14 protein-coding genes are annotated in these 16539 nt (G+C 46.6%); 4 read left to right on the plus strand and 10 right to left on the minus strand.

Annotated features, from left to right (window positions below; all coding sequences use genetic code 11):
- Positions 1–1017 (plus strand): Calx-beta domain-containing protein (locus QUA23_RS03765; protein ID WP_333073316.1); only part of this gene is annotated, 1017 nt, incomplete at its 5' end.
- Positions 1018–1698: 681 nt separating this feature from the next.
- Here QUA23_RS03765 and QUA23_RS03770 read toward each other — a convergent pair.
- Both QUA23_RS03770 and QUA23_RS03775 read right to left on the minus strand, forming a co-directional pair.
- On the minus strand, positions 1699–1860 hold the full coding sequence (locus QUA23_RS03770) for a hypothetical protein (protein ID WP_333073318.1): 162 nt from the start codon (positions 1858–1860) through the stop codon (positions 1699–1701).
- Between the two features lie 81 nt (positions 1861–1941).
- Positions 1942–2409, minus strand: coding sequence for a hypothetical protein (locus QUA23_RS03775; protein WP_333073319.1), 468 nt, complete (start codon positions 2407–2409; stop codon positions 1942–1944).
- A 226-nt stretch (positions 2410–2635) separates the two neighbouring features.
- On the opposite strand from QUA23_RS03775, the gene QUA23_RS03780 reads away from it, so the two are divergent.
- The 3 genes from QUA23_RS03780 to QUA23_RS03790 all read left to right on the plus strand — a co-directional run bounded on the left by QUA23_RS03780 (position 2636) and on the right by QUA23_RS03790 (position 6943).
- Positions 2636–4363 carry a diflavin flavoprotein gene (locus QUA23_RS03780; RefSeq protein WP_333073320.1) on the plus strand — a complete coding sequence of 576 codons (1728 nt, stop codon included), beginning with the start codon at positions 2636–2638 and terminating at the stop codon, positions 4361–4363.
- A 212-nt stretch (positions 4364–4575) separates the two neighbouring features.
- Positions 4576–5205 (plus strand): hypothetical protein, encoded by a 630-nt coding sequence (locus QUA23_RS03785; RefSeq protein ID WP_333073322.1) that lies wholly within the window; start codon positions 4576–4578, stop codon positions 5203–5205.
- Complete coding sequence (locus tag QUA23_RS03790; RefSeq protein ID WP_333073323.1) at positions 5198–6943, plus strand: diflavin flavoprotein; 1746 nt, start codon at positions 5198–5200, stop codon at positions 6941–6943. Before QUA23_RS03785 ends, QUA23_RS03790 begins: the two co-directional genes overlap by 8 nt.
- Before the next feature lie 150 nt (positions 6944–7093).
- Here the strand turns inward: QUA23_RS03790 and QUA23_RS03795 are convergent, their stop codons facing one another.
- The 8 genes from QUA23_RS03795 to QUA23_RS03830 all read right to left on the minus strand — a co-directional run bounded on the left by QUA23_RS03795 (position 7094) and on the right by QUA23_RS03830 (position 16383).
- A complete protein-coding gene (locus QUA23_RS03795; RefSeq protein ID WP_333073324.1) occupies positions 7094–8545 on the minus strand; it encodes a methyl-accepting chemotaxis protein in 1452 nt (483 codons plus the stop codon).
- A 38-nt stretch (positions 8546–8583) separates the two neighbouring features.
- Complete coding sequence (gene pgsA, locus QUA23_RS03800) at positions 8584–9108, minus strand: CDP-diacylglycerol--glycerol-3-phosphate 3-phosphatidyltransferase (RefSeq protein WP_333073325.1); 525 nt, start codon at positions 9106–9108, stop codon at positions 8584–8586.
- A gap of 208 nt (positions 9109–9316) precedes the next feature.
- On the minus strand, positions 9317–10162 hold the full coding sequence (locus QUA23_RS03805; RefSeq protein WP_333073326.1) for an ADP-ribosylglycohydrolase family protein: 846 nt from the start codon (positions 10160–10162) through the stop codon (positions 9317–9319).
- Between the two features lie 83 nt (positions 10163–10245).
- Complete coding sequence (locus QUA23_RS03810) at positions 10246–10956, minus strand: sugar transferase (protein WP_333093756.1); 711 nt, start codon at positions 10954–10956, stop codon at positions 10246–10248.
- 264 nt (positions 10957–11220) lie between these two features.
- Entirely contained in the window at positions 11221–13125 is a 1905-nt protein-coding gene (locus QUA23_RS03815; protein WP_333073328.1) for a hypothetical protein, read from the minus strand.
- Between the two features lie 143 nt (positions 13126–13268).
- The gene (locus QUA23_RS03820) at positions 13269–15560 is read right to left on the minus strand and encodes a hypothetical protein (RefSeq protein ID WP_333073330.1); all 2292 of its coding nucleotides are present in this window, start codon (positions 15558–15560) and stop codon (positions 13269–13271) included.
- 232 nt (positions 15561–15792) lie between these two features.
- On the minus strand, positions 15793–15954 hold the full coding sequence (locus tag QUA23_RS03825) for a hypothetical protein (RefSeq protein ID WP_333073331.1): 162 nt from the start codon (positions 15952–15954) through the stop codon (positions 15793–15795).
- A 258-nt stretch (positions 15955–16212) separates the two neighbouring features.
- On the minus strand, positions 16213–16383 hold the full coding sequence (locus QUA23_RS03830) for a hypothetical protein (protein WP_333073333.1): 171 nt from the start codon (positions 16381–16383) through the stop codon (positions 16213–16215).
- Positions 16384–16539 lie beyond the last annotated feature (156 nt).

Here is a 16539-nt window from a genome sequence, read left to right on the forward strand (position 1 = left end):
ATTAACGTTACTCGCACCGGTGGCACGGCGGCTGCATCGATTAACTACCAGACTCTTGACGGTTCGGCAAGTTCAGCAGGCACTGCTGCAGATTACACTTCGGTGACGGGGGTGTTGAATTTTGCTGCGGGGCAAACTACCGCTAGTTTCACCGTGCCGGCTTTGACTGATGCGATTTCGGAATCGGCGGAAACGGTGAATTTGGTGCTCTTCGGTGGCAATGTCAGTAGTCCGTCAATTTTGACGATTAATGATGTGGCGACAACTCCGGGGACAACTCCGACGCCGGCTCCAACTCCAGCAACATCAACAGCAACCCAGTTTGTTTTTAGTGCGGCTACTTTCACCACTCCGGAATCATCTGGCTTTGCTACGGTGACAGTCAATCGCATCGGCCCCAGTACGGCTGCCGGAACCATTAGCTACAGTACTCTTGACGGCAGCGCCCTATCAACTGGAGGAACTGCGGCTGATTATGCGTCTACTGCTGGTGTACTCACCTTTGGCCCTGGGGTAACTTCCACGACGTTCAACATCTTTGTCAATGCTGATACTGTGCCTGAAATGACTGAGAGTGTTAACCTATATCTCAATAACGGCCCCGTCGGCACTCCGTCAACAGCAAGACTAGACATTATTGACGGTAGCAGCAGTGCATCTGGCAATATCTTCCAGTATAGTGCGTCTAATTACGGCTCGATCGGCGCTCAGGGGGGCGGCACAACGGTTACAGTTACCCGCTCAAGCGGCTTAGGTGCAGCATCAATTGATTATATTCTTCTGGCGGGTACTCCAGGCGCCGGCCCTGCACCTGTATATGGTACCGACTACCTGCTTAACCCGGGCGGCCCCACTGGCGGCACGTTGTCCTTCGCCGACGGCCAACTCAGCCAAACCTTTACTATTCAAGACAACCCATTTAGTACCAATAATGGCATTGTGCGCTTAGGTCTTGCTAACCCCACTGCGGGCTACAGTTTCGGCAGTACAGCGGCAACAAGTATCACTCTCATCTAAGGCTGTTAGTAGGGCGAGGAATCCTTGCTCTACTAATATGTCCCGCAAGTAGTTAAATGCTTTTTATCAGTCTGATTCCTCACTACAGCTTTTTTCAAGAAAGTGAGGTAGGCGGGTAAAATCTTCGCTAGCTTAACAGCAGCGAGCATTGTCACCGATCCAATTACTGACTTTCGTTCCGCTAGTGCGCGAGACAGCAACAAAGTTAGCAATGTCAGGCAAGATGCGATTCCTTGCAAGGTGGCCCTACCGATATTGAGAATAACAATATCACCAACGCTAATATCGTATTGCTGGGGTAGGTGCTAGTTTCGTCGTTTTCAACCCATTTGCTTTTTAGGTCTTATACAACCCTTTCAAGGTGGTACTCTTAGATGCTACGCGCGTTATTCGAGTACAACCTTGAACCCTTGTATAGGGAAAGAATTAGATTGCGATTTGCCATTGGGTGGGGGTTTTTGAGATTGTTGGTTTGTGGTAATTATTGTTTGTAAAACCGTCGCTAAATTTATCGATTGGATATTATGGTTTTTTTGCGTTTACCTACTTAATCCTTAATTTGTTTATAAGCTTGCTGACACTGTTGAAAGGTTGAGACGGAAGCTTCCCTATTCCAGAAATATAGTTGCTTATGTATTTTTATCAAAGTTTCGTAAGGCGCTGGCTGGGGTAATTGCTCGATTAATTCAAATATTCGCCATCAGTGGGGCTGGGTTGGTGAATCGCGGTTCCCGCATCATTTAACGGCTGCAACGCCGCCAGGTAAAGACAGCGACAAGCTTGGCGGTATTTCCCTTGCTGCTGCAACTTTTGCGATCGCAACAACCACTTTGCTACTGACAAATCTTTAATTGTGTTTTTCGCGCTTCCATCAGTTGTTTGATTGTTCTTTTTGAAATTATGAATATAAAAACGTAACAGTTGCTAAATCTGCCAACTCGCCCAGACTGCGAGCAATGCTAAGATTAACCAAAAGGTGGCTTTAGCGATCGCACCCAATATCGGGGAATCAAACCAAGATGGCAATTTGACATTCGGTATATTTTGGGCAGTTTTTAGTTCCCACCACTCCTGCAATCGCTGTTGCGACTGTCCTAATTTCCAACCCAAATTAGTTTTATCAAAGGAACTTTCAGACATAGATTTACATCTATGAGTAGATTTTTGATTGCGGATTAGAAATTTTTTTCTTCTATCATTATCCCCAAATCCCCGACTTCTTAAAGAAATCTGGGATAAGAGAGCGCGATCGCATTTGACGTTTGATAAGGTTGACTTAAATGCCAAGTTATTGTCCCTCATCCAAATTGCCGTGCGATCGAGAATCGCATTTGACTGATAGTCTTCTAAGGAGGCGATCGCCCAACCACTTGAACTCAGTTTTATTACCACAGAGATAAGTTTATTGTCAACTGTTTATAGACCCAAAATTGATTTTATTGAATTTTCCTTCTTCCTCAAATCCGTTACATCCCGTACAGTGCTTTGTTGCCGAACTGCCTTACGCCATAAATTTTGGGATACTTAACAGCCTCATAAGAAATTTTATAAAGATTTACAAAAGAAACGTGTCAGAATGAAAAGAATAAGGTAATGGGTAAAAGACAAGGAGGCACTGATGGTAGCGCTGACTGAACGAGTCCAACGCAGATTGACGGTGGAAAAAGTCGAAATTGCCCCTGACACAACGGCAATTCGATGCCTGGACTGGGATAGAGACCGCTTTGACATCGAATTCGGACTCAAAAACGGTACAACTTACAACTCATTCATCATTCGCGGTGAAAAAACCGCCCTCGTCGATACCTCGCACGAGAAGTTTCGCCAGCAATACATGGAAACTCTGACGGGCGAAATTGACCCCAAAGAGATTGACTATCTAATTATCAGCCACACCGAACCAGACCACAGCGGTTTAGTCAAAGATGTGCTTGCCTTGGCACCCCAAGCGATTGTCGTGGGGGCGAAAGTAGCAATTCAATTTTTAGAAAACCTTGTACACCAACCATTTGAGCGATTGGTAGTAAAAAACGGGGACAAACTAGATTTAGGAAACGGCCACATTATCGAATTTGTATCGGCGCCGAACTTGCACTGGCCCGATACTATTTTCAGCTACGACAGCAAAACTCAAGTGCTGTTCACCTGCGACGCTTTCGGGATGCACTACTGTTCCGACAGCACCTTCGATGACGATTTAGCAGCAGTTGAGGAAGATTACCACTTTTATTATGAGTGTTTGATGGCTCCCAATGCTCGATCGGTACTCGCTGCGATGAAGCGGATGGCAGAGTTGGGAGAAATTGGTACAATTGCCACCGGTCACGGGCCGCTGCTGCGGCACAATGTGGTGGAACTTACCGGACGCTACAAAAAGTGGAGCCAAGCGCAAGCTAAGGCAGAAACCACTGTAGCGGTATTTTACACCTCCGACTACGGATTTAGCGATCGACTCAGCCAAGCGATCGCCCACGGTATCACCAAAACCGGTGTCGCTGTGGAAATGATGGATTTGAGAATCGCCGACTTACAAGAAGTTGCGGAACTTGTCGGTAATGCTGCCGGTATCGTAATTTGTTCGCCGCCGAGTAGTGGTACTGCTGCTGCGAATGCCGAAGCTGCTATCAACACAATTTTAGTTGCAGCTAACAACAAACAATCTTTCGGTTTGTGCGAATCTGGTGGCGGCGATGACGTATCTATTTACCCGCTGAGAAACAAGTTCAAAGAGTTGGGTTTAAAAGAAGCATTTCCCAACATTTTAATTAAAGAATCACCGACTGAAGCGAGTTATCAACTTTGCGACGAAGCCGGCACCGACTTGGGACAGTGGCTGACGCGGGACAAGGCTGTCAAACAGATGAAATCCCTCGACAGCGACCTCGATAAAGCTTTGGGACGAATCAGCGGCGGACTCTACATCATCACCGCTCAAAAAGGTGATGTTAGCGGTGCGATGCTAGCTTCTTGGGTAACCCAAGCAAGCTTTAAACCCCTGGGTTTAACAATAGCAGTAGCGAAGGATAGGGCGATCGAATCGATGATGCACGCGGGAGATAAATTTGTTCTCAACGTGCTGGAAGAAGGCAATTATCAAACCTTGATGAGGCACTTTTTAAAGCGTTTTGCTCCTGGTGCCGATCGATTTGCCGGAGTTAAAACTCAACCTGCAACCAACGGTTCTCCGATTTTGACAGATGCTTTGGCATACATGGAGTGCGAAGTAGTCAGCCGGATGGAACTTTCGGATCATCATATCGTATATGCGATCGTCGATAGCGGCCGCGTATCCAATCCCGATGCACTGCCTGCCGTTCACCACCGCAAAGTCGGAAATCACTATTAGTAAGCAAGTTCGGCAACGCGCAGTGTACAGGGGGTTGAACGGATTTAACGGACTCTTTGTCAGGGGAGAAACGTGATTTCTTTTACGCAGCGACTCTCAAAGTAAGGTGCAACCTAAGCACCTTACCAGGCTCTCAAAGTAGGGTGCAATCTAAGCACCTTACCGGGCAAACCGTTGTCATTTTGACTCCATTTTAACTAGGGGAATTGCCAATGCCTGCCAATCTTTTAGAAGACCGAGATTACACAATTATTATTGCCAGAAGCGATGCCAGCCGAGACGCCCAACATCCTTGGTACGAGGAATGGGTAGAAGCACAGGCATCTCTGATCGACTTAGCAAAAAAATGTCAGGAATTTGACACCGACGGCATCACTCTTTACGAAGCTTCTACTCCTATGTGGAAGTATAAAAATTCCAATGTGGCGCGGTTAGCTGAAATTTTGCAGCGACAAAATACGGAACCGGATTCAGCAAACCCCACTGCAATTAATTTGGAAGAAGCTCTTAAAGCAAGTTTTAGCGATTATTTCGCCAACAAAACAGATGGCAAAGGGAAGAAAGGAGCAATAATTGTTGCAGTCCTAGATCAAAAACCAGAAAATACCGCTGCTGTCGCTGAAATTATTGTAAGTGCGGCAAATAAAATAGAGAAAGATGAAGAAATTGGAGTTAGCTTTATCCAAATTGGAGATGATTTGACAACCAGGGAATTTCTGACTGACCTGGATACCAATTTACAGGGTAGAGGTGCAAGGTTTGACATTGTAGATACCAAGTTTTGGCACGAAATCAAAAGAAGTTCTGTAGTTCAGTTTCTCATAGGTGCAATTAATGACTAACACTTTGACTCCAAGACTGGCTTCTGATACCAAACCCCGCGACGTGCAGTTTATCCCGATCGCACTCGATACTTTTATTGTGCGATCGCGCACTTGGGACAGACTCAAATTTGAAGTCGAGTATTCGCTGCAAAAGGGTACGACAGCAAATAGCTATATTATTCAAGCTGACAAAACTGCTTTGTTCGACCCGCCGGGGGAATCTTTTACTCAAAATTACCTGGAATTTTTGCAGCAACGGGTGGACTTGACAAAGCTGGATTACATAATTTTGGGGCATTTCAATGCTAACAGAGCAACCACGATTAAAGCTCTGTTAGAATTAGCTCCTGAAGTAGCTTTGGTTTGCACGAATCCAGCGGCAATTAGTTTGCGAGCCGCTTTCCCCGACCAAGAATTAAACATTATGATCGTTCGGGGAGAAGAAACTCTCAACTTAGGAAAAGGTCACGCCTTAAAATTCATTGCGACTCCGACTCCCCGCTGGCCAGATCAACTTTGCACCTACGATCCGCAAACTCGAATCGTGTTCACGGACAAACTATTTGGAGCACACGTTTGCGGCGATCAAGTATTTGATGAAGGGTGGAGCGTTTACAGCGAAGATCGGCGCTATTATTACGATTCCCTGCACGCATCTCAGGCAAAACAAGTGCTGGCGGCAATGGATAAATTTGCCGATTTACCCACAGCATTTTATGCTCCCGGTCACGGTCCGATCGTCCGTTACGGCCTTAATGAACTGAGCAATTTGTATCGGGAATGGAGCCAGCAACAAAATTCAAAAGACTTGACAGTTGCTTTGATTTATGCTTCGGCTTACGGAAATACGGCGACTTTAGCGCAGGCGATCGCCAAAGGAATTACGAAAGCCGGCGTTGCTGTAGAAAGTATCAACTGCGAATTTGCTGAACCGGGAGAAATTAAAGAGGCGATCGAAAAATGCGCGGGATTTATCATCGGAACTCCCACGCTAGCAGGACACGCTCCGACGCAAATTCAAACTGCTTTGGGAATTGTTTTATCCACCGCAACTAAGAGCAAATTAGCGGGAGTTTTCGGTTCTTTTGGCTGGAGTGGAGAGGCGATCGACTTAGTGGAAAGCAAGCTGAAAGATGCCGGCTATCGAATTGGATTTGAGCCGATTCGAGCCAAATTTAAGCCGACGGCAGCGACGATTCACGAGTGCACAGATGTGGGAACGGATTTTGCTCAAGCTTTGATTCGATCGCAAAAATTGCGGGCACCGAAACCGCAGTTAGCAGCAGGGAGCGATCGCACTGAACAAGCAGTAGGTAGACTCGTTGGTTCGCTGTGCGTAGTCTCGGCGAAGCGGGAGGATGTCACCAGTGCAATGCTGGCTTCCTGGGTGTCGCAAGCAACGTTTAATCCGCCCGGTGTGACAATTGCGGTGGCGAAAGATCGATCGATCGAATCTTTGATGTACGCCGGAGATAAATTTGTGCTCAACATTTTAGCAGAAGGGGGACAGTTGCGGAAGTATTTCATGAAAAACTTTGCTCCGGGAGAAGACAGATTTGCCGGAGTCGAAACAATGGAAGCTAGCAACGGCTGTCTCGTTTTGACTGATGCTCTAGCTTATCTGGAATGCGAAGTGATAACTCGGATGGAATGCGGCGATCACTGGGTAGTTTATGCGGCGGTTGAAAACGGTCATTTGCTGAAAAATGACGGGGTGACAGCGGTACACTACCGGAAATCTGGGAGTCATTATTAAATCGAAACAATTTCGCAGAAACCTGTTGTTGTAGGGCGGTACCCTCGTACCCCCTCTTATTGTTGTAGGTTTCTTTTTACCCTGCCCTTCGACTTCGCTCAGGAACCGAGACTTGACCGCTCGCGTAGCCGAAGGGCATTATTCCTGATGCTAAGATAGCTTTTTAAGTTCTTCTGCGGTTTCGTTGAGGAGTTGCGTACTGAGTTTAACTTGAGCAAGACTACTCCCAGTTTCTGTTGCTCCTAAGTTAACATTGTTCATGGCCTCAAGCACTTGTTGAATTGCGACCGCCTGTTGGTTAGCATTCAGAGAAATCTGTTTGTTGTTCAAAAATACTTTGTCGATCGCATCTGCTACACCCGCAAAAATTTCTGTTGTCCCTTGAGCTTGTTTAATACCTTGCTCCGCTGTTTTTGCTCCTTCATTCGTTACTATCACCGTATGGTCGATCGCCACTTGAATTTCTGTCACCAGAGTATTAATTTTCTCGGCTGATTTTTTGCTTTCCTCAGCTAGTCGGCGAATTTCTGTCGCAACTACAGCAAAACCCTTACCATTTTCGCCAGCACGGACTGCTTCGACTGTGGCATTGAGAGCCAGCATATTGGTTTGGTTAGCGATATCGGCTACTAGGTCAGAAATTCCACCAATTTTAACAGCATTGTCGCTCAAATAGGTAATCTGTTTAGTAATCGCTCCTACTTTTTCTTGAATAGTTACTATCCCCTTCATGGTATTTTCTACGGATTTATTACCGGAATCAGCTAGTGTTAGCGCTTGATGAGCCGATACTGCTGATGCTTCTGCTTGCTTGGCTGAAAGTCCCGAAGCAACACCTAACTCATTCATCGTCGCAGTCGTTTGATTCACAGCATTAGCTTGTTGAGACACAGTGTGTTCCTGCTGAGCCACGGCGGCTGTGATTTGCGTTGAAGAAGAGGCAATCTTCCTCACAGATTGTACTATTGGGTTAACAATCTCACGGCTGACGATCGCAGTCAGGGATGCTGCAGACAACAAAGCGAACATGAGAGTAAGCAGTAGCAGGACGGTCAAATGCCCAATCTTCGCTTCAATTTGATCGTGTTTTGTTGCGCCGACTTCTCGCTGAAGGTCGATTAGTGCTGAAAAGTCATTAACTGTTTCGGCACCAAAGGGAGTTGTCGTAGCTGCGCGATACTCTGCTGCTTCCTTAACTTTGCCTGCTTGCTGCAACTCAAACCACTTAGGTCTGGCTGCAACATACCTTTGATAAATATCTTGCACTTTTTTGAAAGCTGCTTGCTCTTCCGCTGTGAGTTCACCTTTAGCATATTCTCGCAGGCTATCGTCAATTATTTTGTATAACTGTGGCTCTTGCGCCAAAATTTCCGCTCGCTTTTCAGGTTGAACTATAAACTGGGGGAAGCCGTAACGCAGCTTCCACAAAGCCGACTCGGCGTTGGCTAGAGCAACTGTCCCCTTAACTTGATATGTGTACAATTTCTCCGCATCTTCGGCTAGTTCAACTGTGTTTCGCCAACCAACAAACCCCACACCTGCGAGTAAGGCTATCAAAGCTCCAAAGCTAGCCAATAATTTAGCCCGAATCCCTAAGTTCATTGGATTTTAGATTTTATATTAAACAGAATAAGGAATAACTAGGCTTTGTCAAGCTCAGCATTCTTTTCCGGCCACAGATAAATAGCGCCAGAAATCAAAGTTAAAGCCACAGAAACCCAAAAAGCAATTACTGCGGGAAAATTCCACGCTTCAGACAGAGGAGCAATTAAAAGTGCGATCGCCACAATCTGACTCACCGTCTTCAACTTCCCCCAAATATTAGCTCCAGAAATCGTAGTTTTATTAACACGCCACCCCGCAATTGTCAACTCCCTTCCCAAAATCAAAAACACTCCCCAAGCCGGGACTCTACCCAACTCAATCAACACTAAAAGCGGCGCGAGAACCAACAATTTATCCACCAAAGGATCGAGAAACTTACCCAAATCGGTAATTTGATTCAGCTTCCTAGCCAAATAGCCGTCCAGCCAATCTGTAGCCGCAGCTACCACAAAAATCGCGGTGCAAATCCAGCGGCTTTGAGCGCTTGGGTCGTACAAACCGTAGAGCAGGAAAGGTACTCCCAGCAAGCGAGAAAAAGTAATCAAATTAGGCAAATTCATAATAGATAGGACTAAGGTCAACTGGAAAATTAAACAAAGGTATGTAGTTGGGCTTTAGCGCTCTTAGCTTAGGAAAGAGCCCTCAAGCGCAACTACCTACATAAAATTTAACCCTATTTGTGACAGTTGGTCTTAATCTTCATATAAAGAAGTTAGCGAACGAAACAGTGTAAGGTATTTAACGAATGTAACCTATCTCAGGAAGAAGTCAGAAGTCGATCGCGCAATTCATTAACTGTCGATCCAGTTCTATGATATAATCTCTGCCGTAAGATTGATTTTCTAATCCTTGTACCAAATTTTTTGGCAGGTCTTGGGCAATTTCACTGCTACAGGAACCAGCAGCTAAAGCAATAGTTGCTACTGTATCGACATCTCCCGAAAAAGCAATGCAATCTTGGAGCAGTTTGCTCATACTATCATTTCGCATAACCGCAGTAATAGCTGCTCTAACACAGTCCAAAGCTTTAACGCTGACTTCTCCTTGCCAAGGTATCGACCATTCACCAGCTACGTGCTTTTCTAGAAAATTTCCCAAATTCTTCTTTAAACCTAGCTGATAAATAAAGTAATGGGACATCAAAGCGGCCGCTATAGCTGCTTTAATGCCATCAGGAGTGTTGTGAGTAATGGCAGCTTGAACGGTAGCATTTTCCATGACTTTTTCAATAGTAGGAAAAAGGCCAATGGGCCCGGCTCGCATCGCCGATCCGCTTTTATCGCTAGCGGAGTGAATTTTTTCTAAGAATTCTTTTCCGTCTTGAACTTGTAGCAAAAAATTGTAAAATTTGCCAGCATAACCAAATCGCCGATCGCGGTGAAAAGCTGCAACAAATTTGCTGGCTAAAAGTTCCGGTGTCCAAGGTTCTCGGCTGACGATAGCTTCTGCGACGGCTAAACTCATCTGCGTATCGTCCGTGTAACATCCAGGCTGGATATCGTGACGGGGATGCTTGATGTAGCCGTTGAGATTGTTGTACATTTCGATCGTCTGCGGTTCAACAAATTCAAAACCGGCACCGTAAGCATCACCAATCGCTAATTCTATTAACATATATTTAATCCGTTTCCTACTATTTCATCGCCTTTTTTTTCCTAAAATTTAAAATCCAAAAACACCCCAAAACAGTAAGTCTATTAACACGCACCGTTTTTACTGAAGACAACCCAAATTGTTTGGCAAATCAGAGTGATGTCGTAGACAACAGACCACTTGCGCTGATAGTCGAGATCCATGAGTACAATCTCGTCAAAGTCTTTAACTCCAGACCGTCCGTTGACTTGCCACTCCCCAGTCATACCGGGTTTGACATTTAAACGTTGCCAGTGAAAATCGTCATAGGCAGCAACTTCATCAGGAATTGGTGGCCTAGTTCCCACCAAACTCATGTCGCCGACTAACACGTTCCAAAATTGAGGCAACTCGTCCAAACTCGTGCACCGCAAGAAGCGGCCGACGCGGGTAATTCGCGGGTCATTTTCATTCTTAAAAATGTGACCATTGGCTTGGTTCCTAACTAAATGTTTGAGGTTTTCTGCACCGACAACCATCGATCGAAATTTCCACATTCTGAAAAGCCGCCCTTTGAAGCCGCAGCGGACTTGACTGTAAAGCAGCGGACCCGGATTGTCAAATAGCATCGCCACTGCCACCGGCACCGCCACCGCAGCAGCAATTGCCAGTCCCAGCAGCGAGCCCAAAATATCGATTAACCGTTTTACCTTGCTAGTTACGGATCGGTGATGCTGTTTTTTTGATACGCCGACTCTGTAAGTAAATTCTTGAAAAAATAAGGACAGCATTTCTGATAATGATGATTTCCACGAGGCACCCATCGGAAATTTCATATGATTGCTCTCAACTTTAACGATACTCTTACGTCCATCTTATTAGCCATCCCAAATCTGCAGAGCCTGAAATGCTGAGCTTTGCACAATCTTTAAAAATGTATAAACTTTCTATGTGTTTTTTATAAGAACGTATAAAGTTTATGTAAAGTTACGTAAATTTACAGAAAAAAGTTACTCCTGGACCCAAAAAAACCTGGTTTCGACTAGGACTCTTCCCAAAAGACAGGGAGGATTCTACTGAGAAACCGGGTTTGTTGCCATTTAGCGATAAATATCGGTGCGAACATCCCAAGCAAGTGTTAGCGGCTCTAACAATTTTTGCTGGCTGCTAGAGGCGAGTTTGCCTAAATATTCGCGGACAACAGAGGCGTGTTCGAGATTCAAACGATAACCCCGTGAGACATCTTCAAAGAACAGCGGCTCAGCCAAAATTGCTTCCCAATCAGGATTTTGTCTCGACTCCTCGGCCAACAGCATGAAATCTTCCTCCGCAGGCACAAGTCCCGCCGGCAAATTTCCTTCCAAAATCCGCAAAATCCGGGGTTCGCAGGTGCGGGTATTCACGCCCTGACGTTCCAACAACTGCAAAATTTCCTGAAAGCTCAAAGTTTCCTCACCCAAAACCTGCATTAATTCCCACAGCAGAAAAAAGTCGCTGTACTGCTGCTGCGACACATCCAAAATGTGAGGATAGAGACCCAAACTCGCCAACCCGCAGGCAACTCGACCAAATTTTTGGGAAAAATTGGTACTTTGAGATACAGAATTTAATGCAGAATTGTGAATCTCAAAAATATCTCGATCGACCTGCAATTCGTGGTCTTGAACTACGATCGCATTCGGCAACTTCTGCCGCAACCAGCGGGCGATCGCAGGCCAAGCACCCATACCACCTGCACAAATCGCCTGATTAATCCCCGCAGGCGACATTCCCGCGCGGCTGAGCAAAGCATTCAATTCGCGGTTTAACTGCTGCACAAAAGGCACTAAAACCAGACTTTCCAAATCTTTGCGCTTCACATCCCAATGCTGCTGGTCAATATCCAAACCAAAACTTTTTTGATGTTGCAAAATAACTTTTATTTGCCTTGCTGCTTCTAACAATTGCAGGCCAAAAGCAGAACCTTGTAACCGCTGCTGCAATTGATAGCGACTCGGCAAATCTGGGTGGCCAGGACGTGGCAAATCGATCGACATTCCCCAAGTTTCATTTTTAGCCAACAACTGACAGATAATATCCTGATCGAAAGCATCGCCAGCAAAACTAAAACTCTGGCAAGTAAAATCAGCACGAGTTAAATCTTGAAGATTGGACGGCAACTCAACTAAAGCTAATTCCACCGTCGCCGCCCCCGCATTCAAAATCAAAGTTCCCCCGCTAAAAGATGAAGCATTCACACTCAGGGGTGCAGCTTCTTCAGGGTCCTTAGCAGAATCCACGGCTGACGACTCGACTTCCATGCCATTTCTCACAGGAGTTACAGCAGCCAGCAAAGTGGCGATCGCATCTTCCACCACAAAAATTTGCGAATCAGAAGCCACCAGAGACGCGCCCAAAACCGCCTCCCGCAGATTAAACATATAAACATCCGACCAGCCGGCTGGAGTCCCCAAAATGACACCCTGCAAGTCTAAAAGCGCCGCATCGAGAGTTTCTGGCGTCAGTCCCGAAGCCCTACAGATTAAATTGGAAACTGGCAATCCTGCAAAAATATCCCTTGGTGCAGAATCCAAAACTTCCCGCGATCCGTCAAATTTTTGTCCCCGCAAACTCGGATTCAAAGTAGCCAGCAGCGCCCGCACACCTTGCAGCGGCAAGGCGATTGAAAAAGCCTGCAAGGGCGACCACTGCAACAGCGGTTCGTACATCCCAGCAGCCTCCGGCTGATAAGGAATGCCCACCTTTAAAGGCAATTTAAAATTTTCCAGTAAAAATTCTCCTGCAGCCAAAGGCTGAGGTCGGAATCCCACCGACTTGACTGTCACCTCTGACCCTGGGCTTCCTGGGGCTGTTTCCGCCAGCACTGCAGCCGAGGGAATCCGAAAGCTGGCGTCTGCTGGGGAACCCTCAGCCTGCGATGCTTCCCAGTAAATCGGGTGCAACTGGCCGCTGGTGCGATCGAGCAAAGCCGCAGACAGGCCGCTGGAACCGAAATCAATGCCCAAATACCAGCTAGAATTCCGGCGTTCTGGGGATGGGGCGATCGCACCTGCTGCAGAATGCCCAGCCGATTCTTGCTGCTGTGTTCCGGCAAACTCGCTAAAATCGGTTTCCCCCTCAACAACTCCTGCTTTACTCTCTATCGAAATTAGTTTTTTTTTTGACTTTCTGGAGGACTCGATCGCAGTTCGTTAGTTTCGGCAGTTTCTGGAGGGGAAGAATCAGTCAAAGGGCGATCGGTCTCGGTCAAACTAGCCAAAATCTCGTCTAGCGTCAAATTCGAGCCGTCTTCCTCCGCAAACAAATCATCCTCAAGTTCGTTTTCCAAAACAAAGGGTTCATCATCAGAGGAGAGTTCCAACACATCGGAGAACAAATCCTCCAGCGTGCCGAGTTCTTCCTCTGCCGCCTCCGCAAAGGGATTGTTTGCAATACCTTCGGGGGAACTCTCCGATAAATCCAAGCTGTTAGCGGCTGAGAAATTCGATCGCCCGAAGCTAGTATTTTCTAATCCCTCCAGATTGTAGAGGTCTGCCTCCAAAAGTTCCAGAGTATTGTTGTCCAAATTTAGAGCTCGATCGAGGTCATCTTCTAATGCCTCGACCGGCAGCAAATCCTCGTCCGGCGAAGCTTGGATGTACCCATCATCGAGCCGCTGCGAGGATGAGTCGAACTCGCCAGTTTGCAAGTCACCGACACTGGGTACAGCGGGCGTGGCACTGGGGCGGTTCGCGCTAATTTCGGCAGGCGTTCTCAACGGCAAAGCTGCTGATGGAGGCTCAGTAGCACTGAACTGCTCGCTGAGGTTTTGAGGCGTTTCTAGATTTTCTCGATCGTCCGCGTCAATTTGCACCTCAGCAGTTGAGGGTGATGCTTCTGAAATTTGAGGTACTGTTGCCACTTGCGGTTGAAATAAATCTGCACTATCTAAAGTTAGACTCTCTACAGAATTCCGCATTACAAATTCTGAATTTTCCTCTACTAAAATCTCTTCCAGAGATTCGCCTTCATCCAGTAGATTTGCAAACAAATCTTCAGTCAATTTTAGCGATTCTGCATTTTCATTATCCGTCGCTGCTTGATATTCTACACCTTCTCTTTTTGTCTCAATTACAGTATTTTCTACCGGAAAATTTTCTATTTGTAATTCTACTTCAGGAACCGCTTCTCCCGCGAACAAGCTTGCATACAAGTCATCAATTTCTTCGTCTGTTTCTGTTACCCTGTTCTCCAATTCACCGCCAGTCAACCGAGTTGCATTTCGAGATATTTCGGGTGTATCACCCAACACATTATCTTCCCCATCCGGGAGCAAACTTGGGGCTTGAATGCGGTCGCGGTCGCGCCTCAACTTTCTGAATTGCGGAGAAATTTCTGTACCGGCATAGGGAAATCTGTCTGGGTCTCCGAATTCGCCGGTGCGAATTTCCTGTACCGAGTCTCCCGTCAGAGTCTCTGGAGTATTTGAAAGGGCGGGAGCGATAGGAGATTGATCGGCTGCTGTTGGGGTGACGGTTTCGAGATTATTTGCTAAATCGATCGGCTGTTGAACGTAGGAAGAGGCTTCTCGCCCCAACTGTGAAGCCAAGTGGTTGACCAAAGCCGCGAACATCGCCTCGCTCTGCTGGCTCAAACCGTACATATTTTCGAGTTCTTGTCTCAAGGAAGCTTGATAGCTTTGCAGATTTGCTTGCAAAGCCTCGAACACGATAGCCATCCTAGAATCGAGACTCATCAGCAGACTGTCAGCACGAGATTGGAACAGTTGCATTTGCTCCAACCTCTGAGCCGGCGTCAGCAGCGGGTGTTCTTCTGAGGTTTGTCGGTTCAGTGTGACATCAATAGCCGACTGTTCATCAGGCGCACGGCCCAAAGAGTATGGTGCTGCGCTGCTTTGCAATAACTGATTTTCTAGCGAACTTAGAATTTGGGAGAAATCGCTCGTCAAGGTTTCTTCCAAGCGGGCAGTCAGTACCTGCAAGAATTCAGCAATGATTTGCTGTTGGTTGGCTTGTTGTTGAGCTAGGGATTGTTGCTGCTGCCGTTTTGCTTCTAGCTGTTTGATTTCTTGAATTAGAGCTTGCTGCTCTTGTCGCAAAGCTTCTATGTCTTCTTGGAGCGGCCCTGTCAGGCTTGAACGCAGATGGCTGATTTCTCCGGTTACGGCAAGCATGATTTGCTCTGCGGCTGAGGGGCGAGGGGCGGGCAGAGGCACTTTGGGCACTGGAACTGGTTGCGGGGGCACATTTGGGCGGGCGGGGGCCTTTGGGACTGTTAGCTTTGAGTCTGAGGAAACCAGATAAGCGCGCACTCGCTCTAAAAGTTGGCGCTGGTGGACAGTATCTATCGAACCCGTCCAAGGCAAGCGGGGTGCGGGCTTGCTGAGTACCTCGTCTATCTCAGCAATCAGTGCTTGAATTTTGTACTTCTGAGAATTCAAGGGCGGAACCTCTGGGAATGCGGCTTGGGAGAAACTTTACCGACAAAAGACTGAAGTCAGGCGGCAGCGATGCCAATAGATAGAATAATCTGAATGCGAGTCCGTCAATAATTTACTAATATTTTCTGACAACTGTTAATTAACCTTTTGCCTTCGGAGCGCTTCTATTGCCTATGATAGGTTAGTCGGTACTTCCGCACCAAATGCCCGCTTCTATCAATTCCAAGTGCTTTCAAATTCTGGGACTCAGGGGCGAGTTTCCCTGCCCGGAGGCTGATTCCTGCTCGGAATAGCTGCGAGCCCGACGAACTTTTGCCTTCACCTGCTTGAACGGCGGGCCGCACACTGTCACCGCGAGTTTCATTAGCATGGTGGCGCGCCAGTGTCTGTTCATTTTTCACCGACTTGGAAAAAACCTCAAACAATTTGCGATTTGGGATACCGAGATTCGGGATTGTCCCCGTATACTGGATTTGAGTAACCCTTAATTATAGCCTATTATCTGTATTCATGGCTAGATACTAATGGTACAATAATCTTGGGTAGCAGAAAATTTTGCTGGGAGGTCGGTGGGTTTGGCTCGCCAAGAGCGCCTGTCTTTAGGCTCGCAATGGCTGTGGATTTTGCCGATCGTGCTGACATTTGCCAGGTTCTAGGTAGTTGCTCGGATTTGGTCGCTGTCTACCTTGCTTGCAGGCTTGTACTCGTGGATTTTACCTTCTCGACAGCAGGGCCTAGTGACAACAAATCTCTCAGCAGTGTTAAGCTTGTCTTCGCGAAGTGCTTTCAAAGGTAATTCGATCGGCTCAGTGGTTTGCCACATTGCTAAAATTTTGTTAATAAAATTTGCTCAGTGGTATATATCTAAAAAATTATGGTATATTTTTTAGTTTCTAGCTCCCAATCAGAGCTTGAGGTTATTAATTCCCATATTGAGCCTTTGACCGCAAAACTTTAGAGGTAAAATTTCCGATTTTAG

Origin of the sequence: Microcoleus sp. Pol1C5 (assembly GCF_036701115.1) — a bacterium.
Lineage (GTDB): Bacteria > Cyanobacteriota > Cyanobacteriia > Cyanobacteriales > Microcoleaceae > Microcoleus.

What these genes read in the sequence shown, in the direction of transcription:
- QUA23_RS03780 (WP_333073320.1), top strand. Translation starts at nt 2,636, where the DNA reads ATGGTAGCGCTGACTGAACGAGTCCAACGCAGATTGACGGTGGAAAAA.
- QUA23_RS03785 (WP_333073322.1), top strand. Translation starts at nt 4,576, where the DNA reads ATGCCTGCCAATCTTTTAGAAGACCGAGATTACACAATTATTATTGCC.
- QUA23_RS03790 (WP_333073323.1), top strand. Translation starts at nt 5,198, where the DNA reads ATGACTAACACTTTGACTCCAAGACTGGCTTCTGATACCAAACCCCGC.
- QUA23_RS03795 (WP_333073324.1), bottom strand. Translation starts at nt 8,545, where the DNA reads ATGAACTTAGGGATTCGGGCTAAATTATTGGCTAGCTTTGGAGCTTTG.
- pgsA (WP_333073325.1), bottom strand. Translation starts at nt 9,108, where the DNA reads ATGAATTTGCCTAATTTGATTACTTTTTCTCGCTTGCTGGGAGTACCT.
- QUA23_RS03805 (WP_333073326.1), bottom strand. Translation starts at nt 10,162, where the DNA reads ATGTTAATAGAATTAGCGATTGGTGATGCTTACGGTGCCGGTTTTGAA.
- QUA23_RS03810 (WP_333093756.1), bottom strand. Translation starts at nt 10,956, where the DNA reads ATGAAATTTCCGATGGGTGCCTCGTGGAAATCATCATTATCAGAAATG.
- QUA23_RS03825 (WP_333073331.1), bottom strand. Translation starts at nt 15,954, where the DNA reads ATGAACAGACACTGGCGCGCCACCATGCTAATGAAACTCGCGGTGACA.
- QUA23_RS03830 (WP_333073333.1), bottom strand. Translation starts at nt 16,383, where the DNA reads ATGTGGCAAACCACTGAGCCGATCGAATTACCTTTGAAAGCACTTCGC.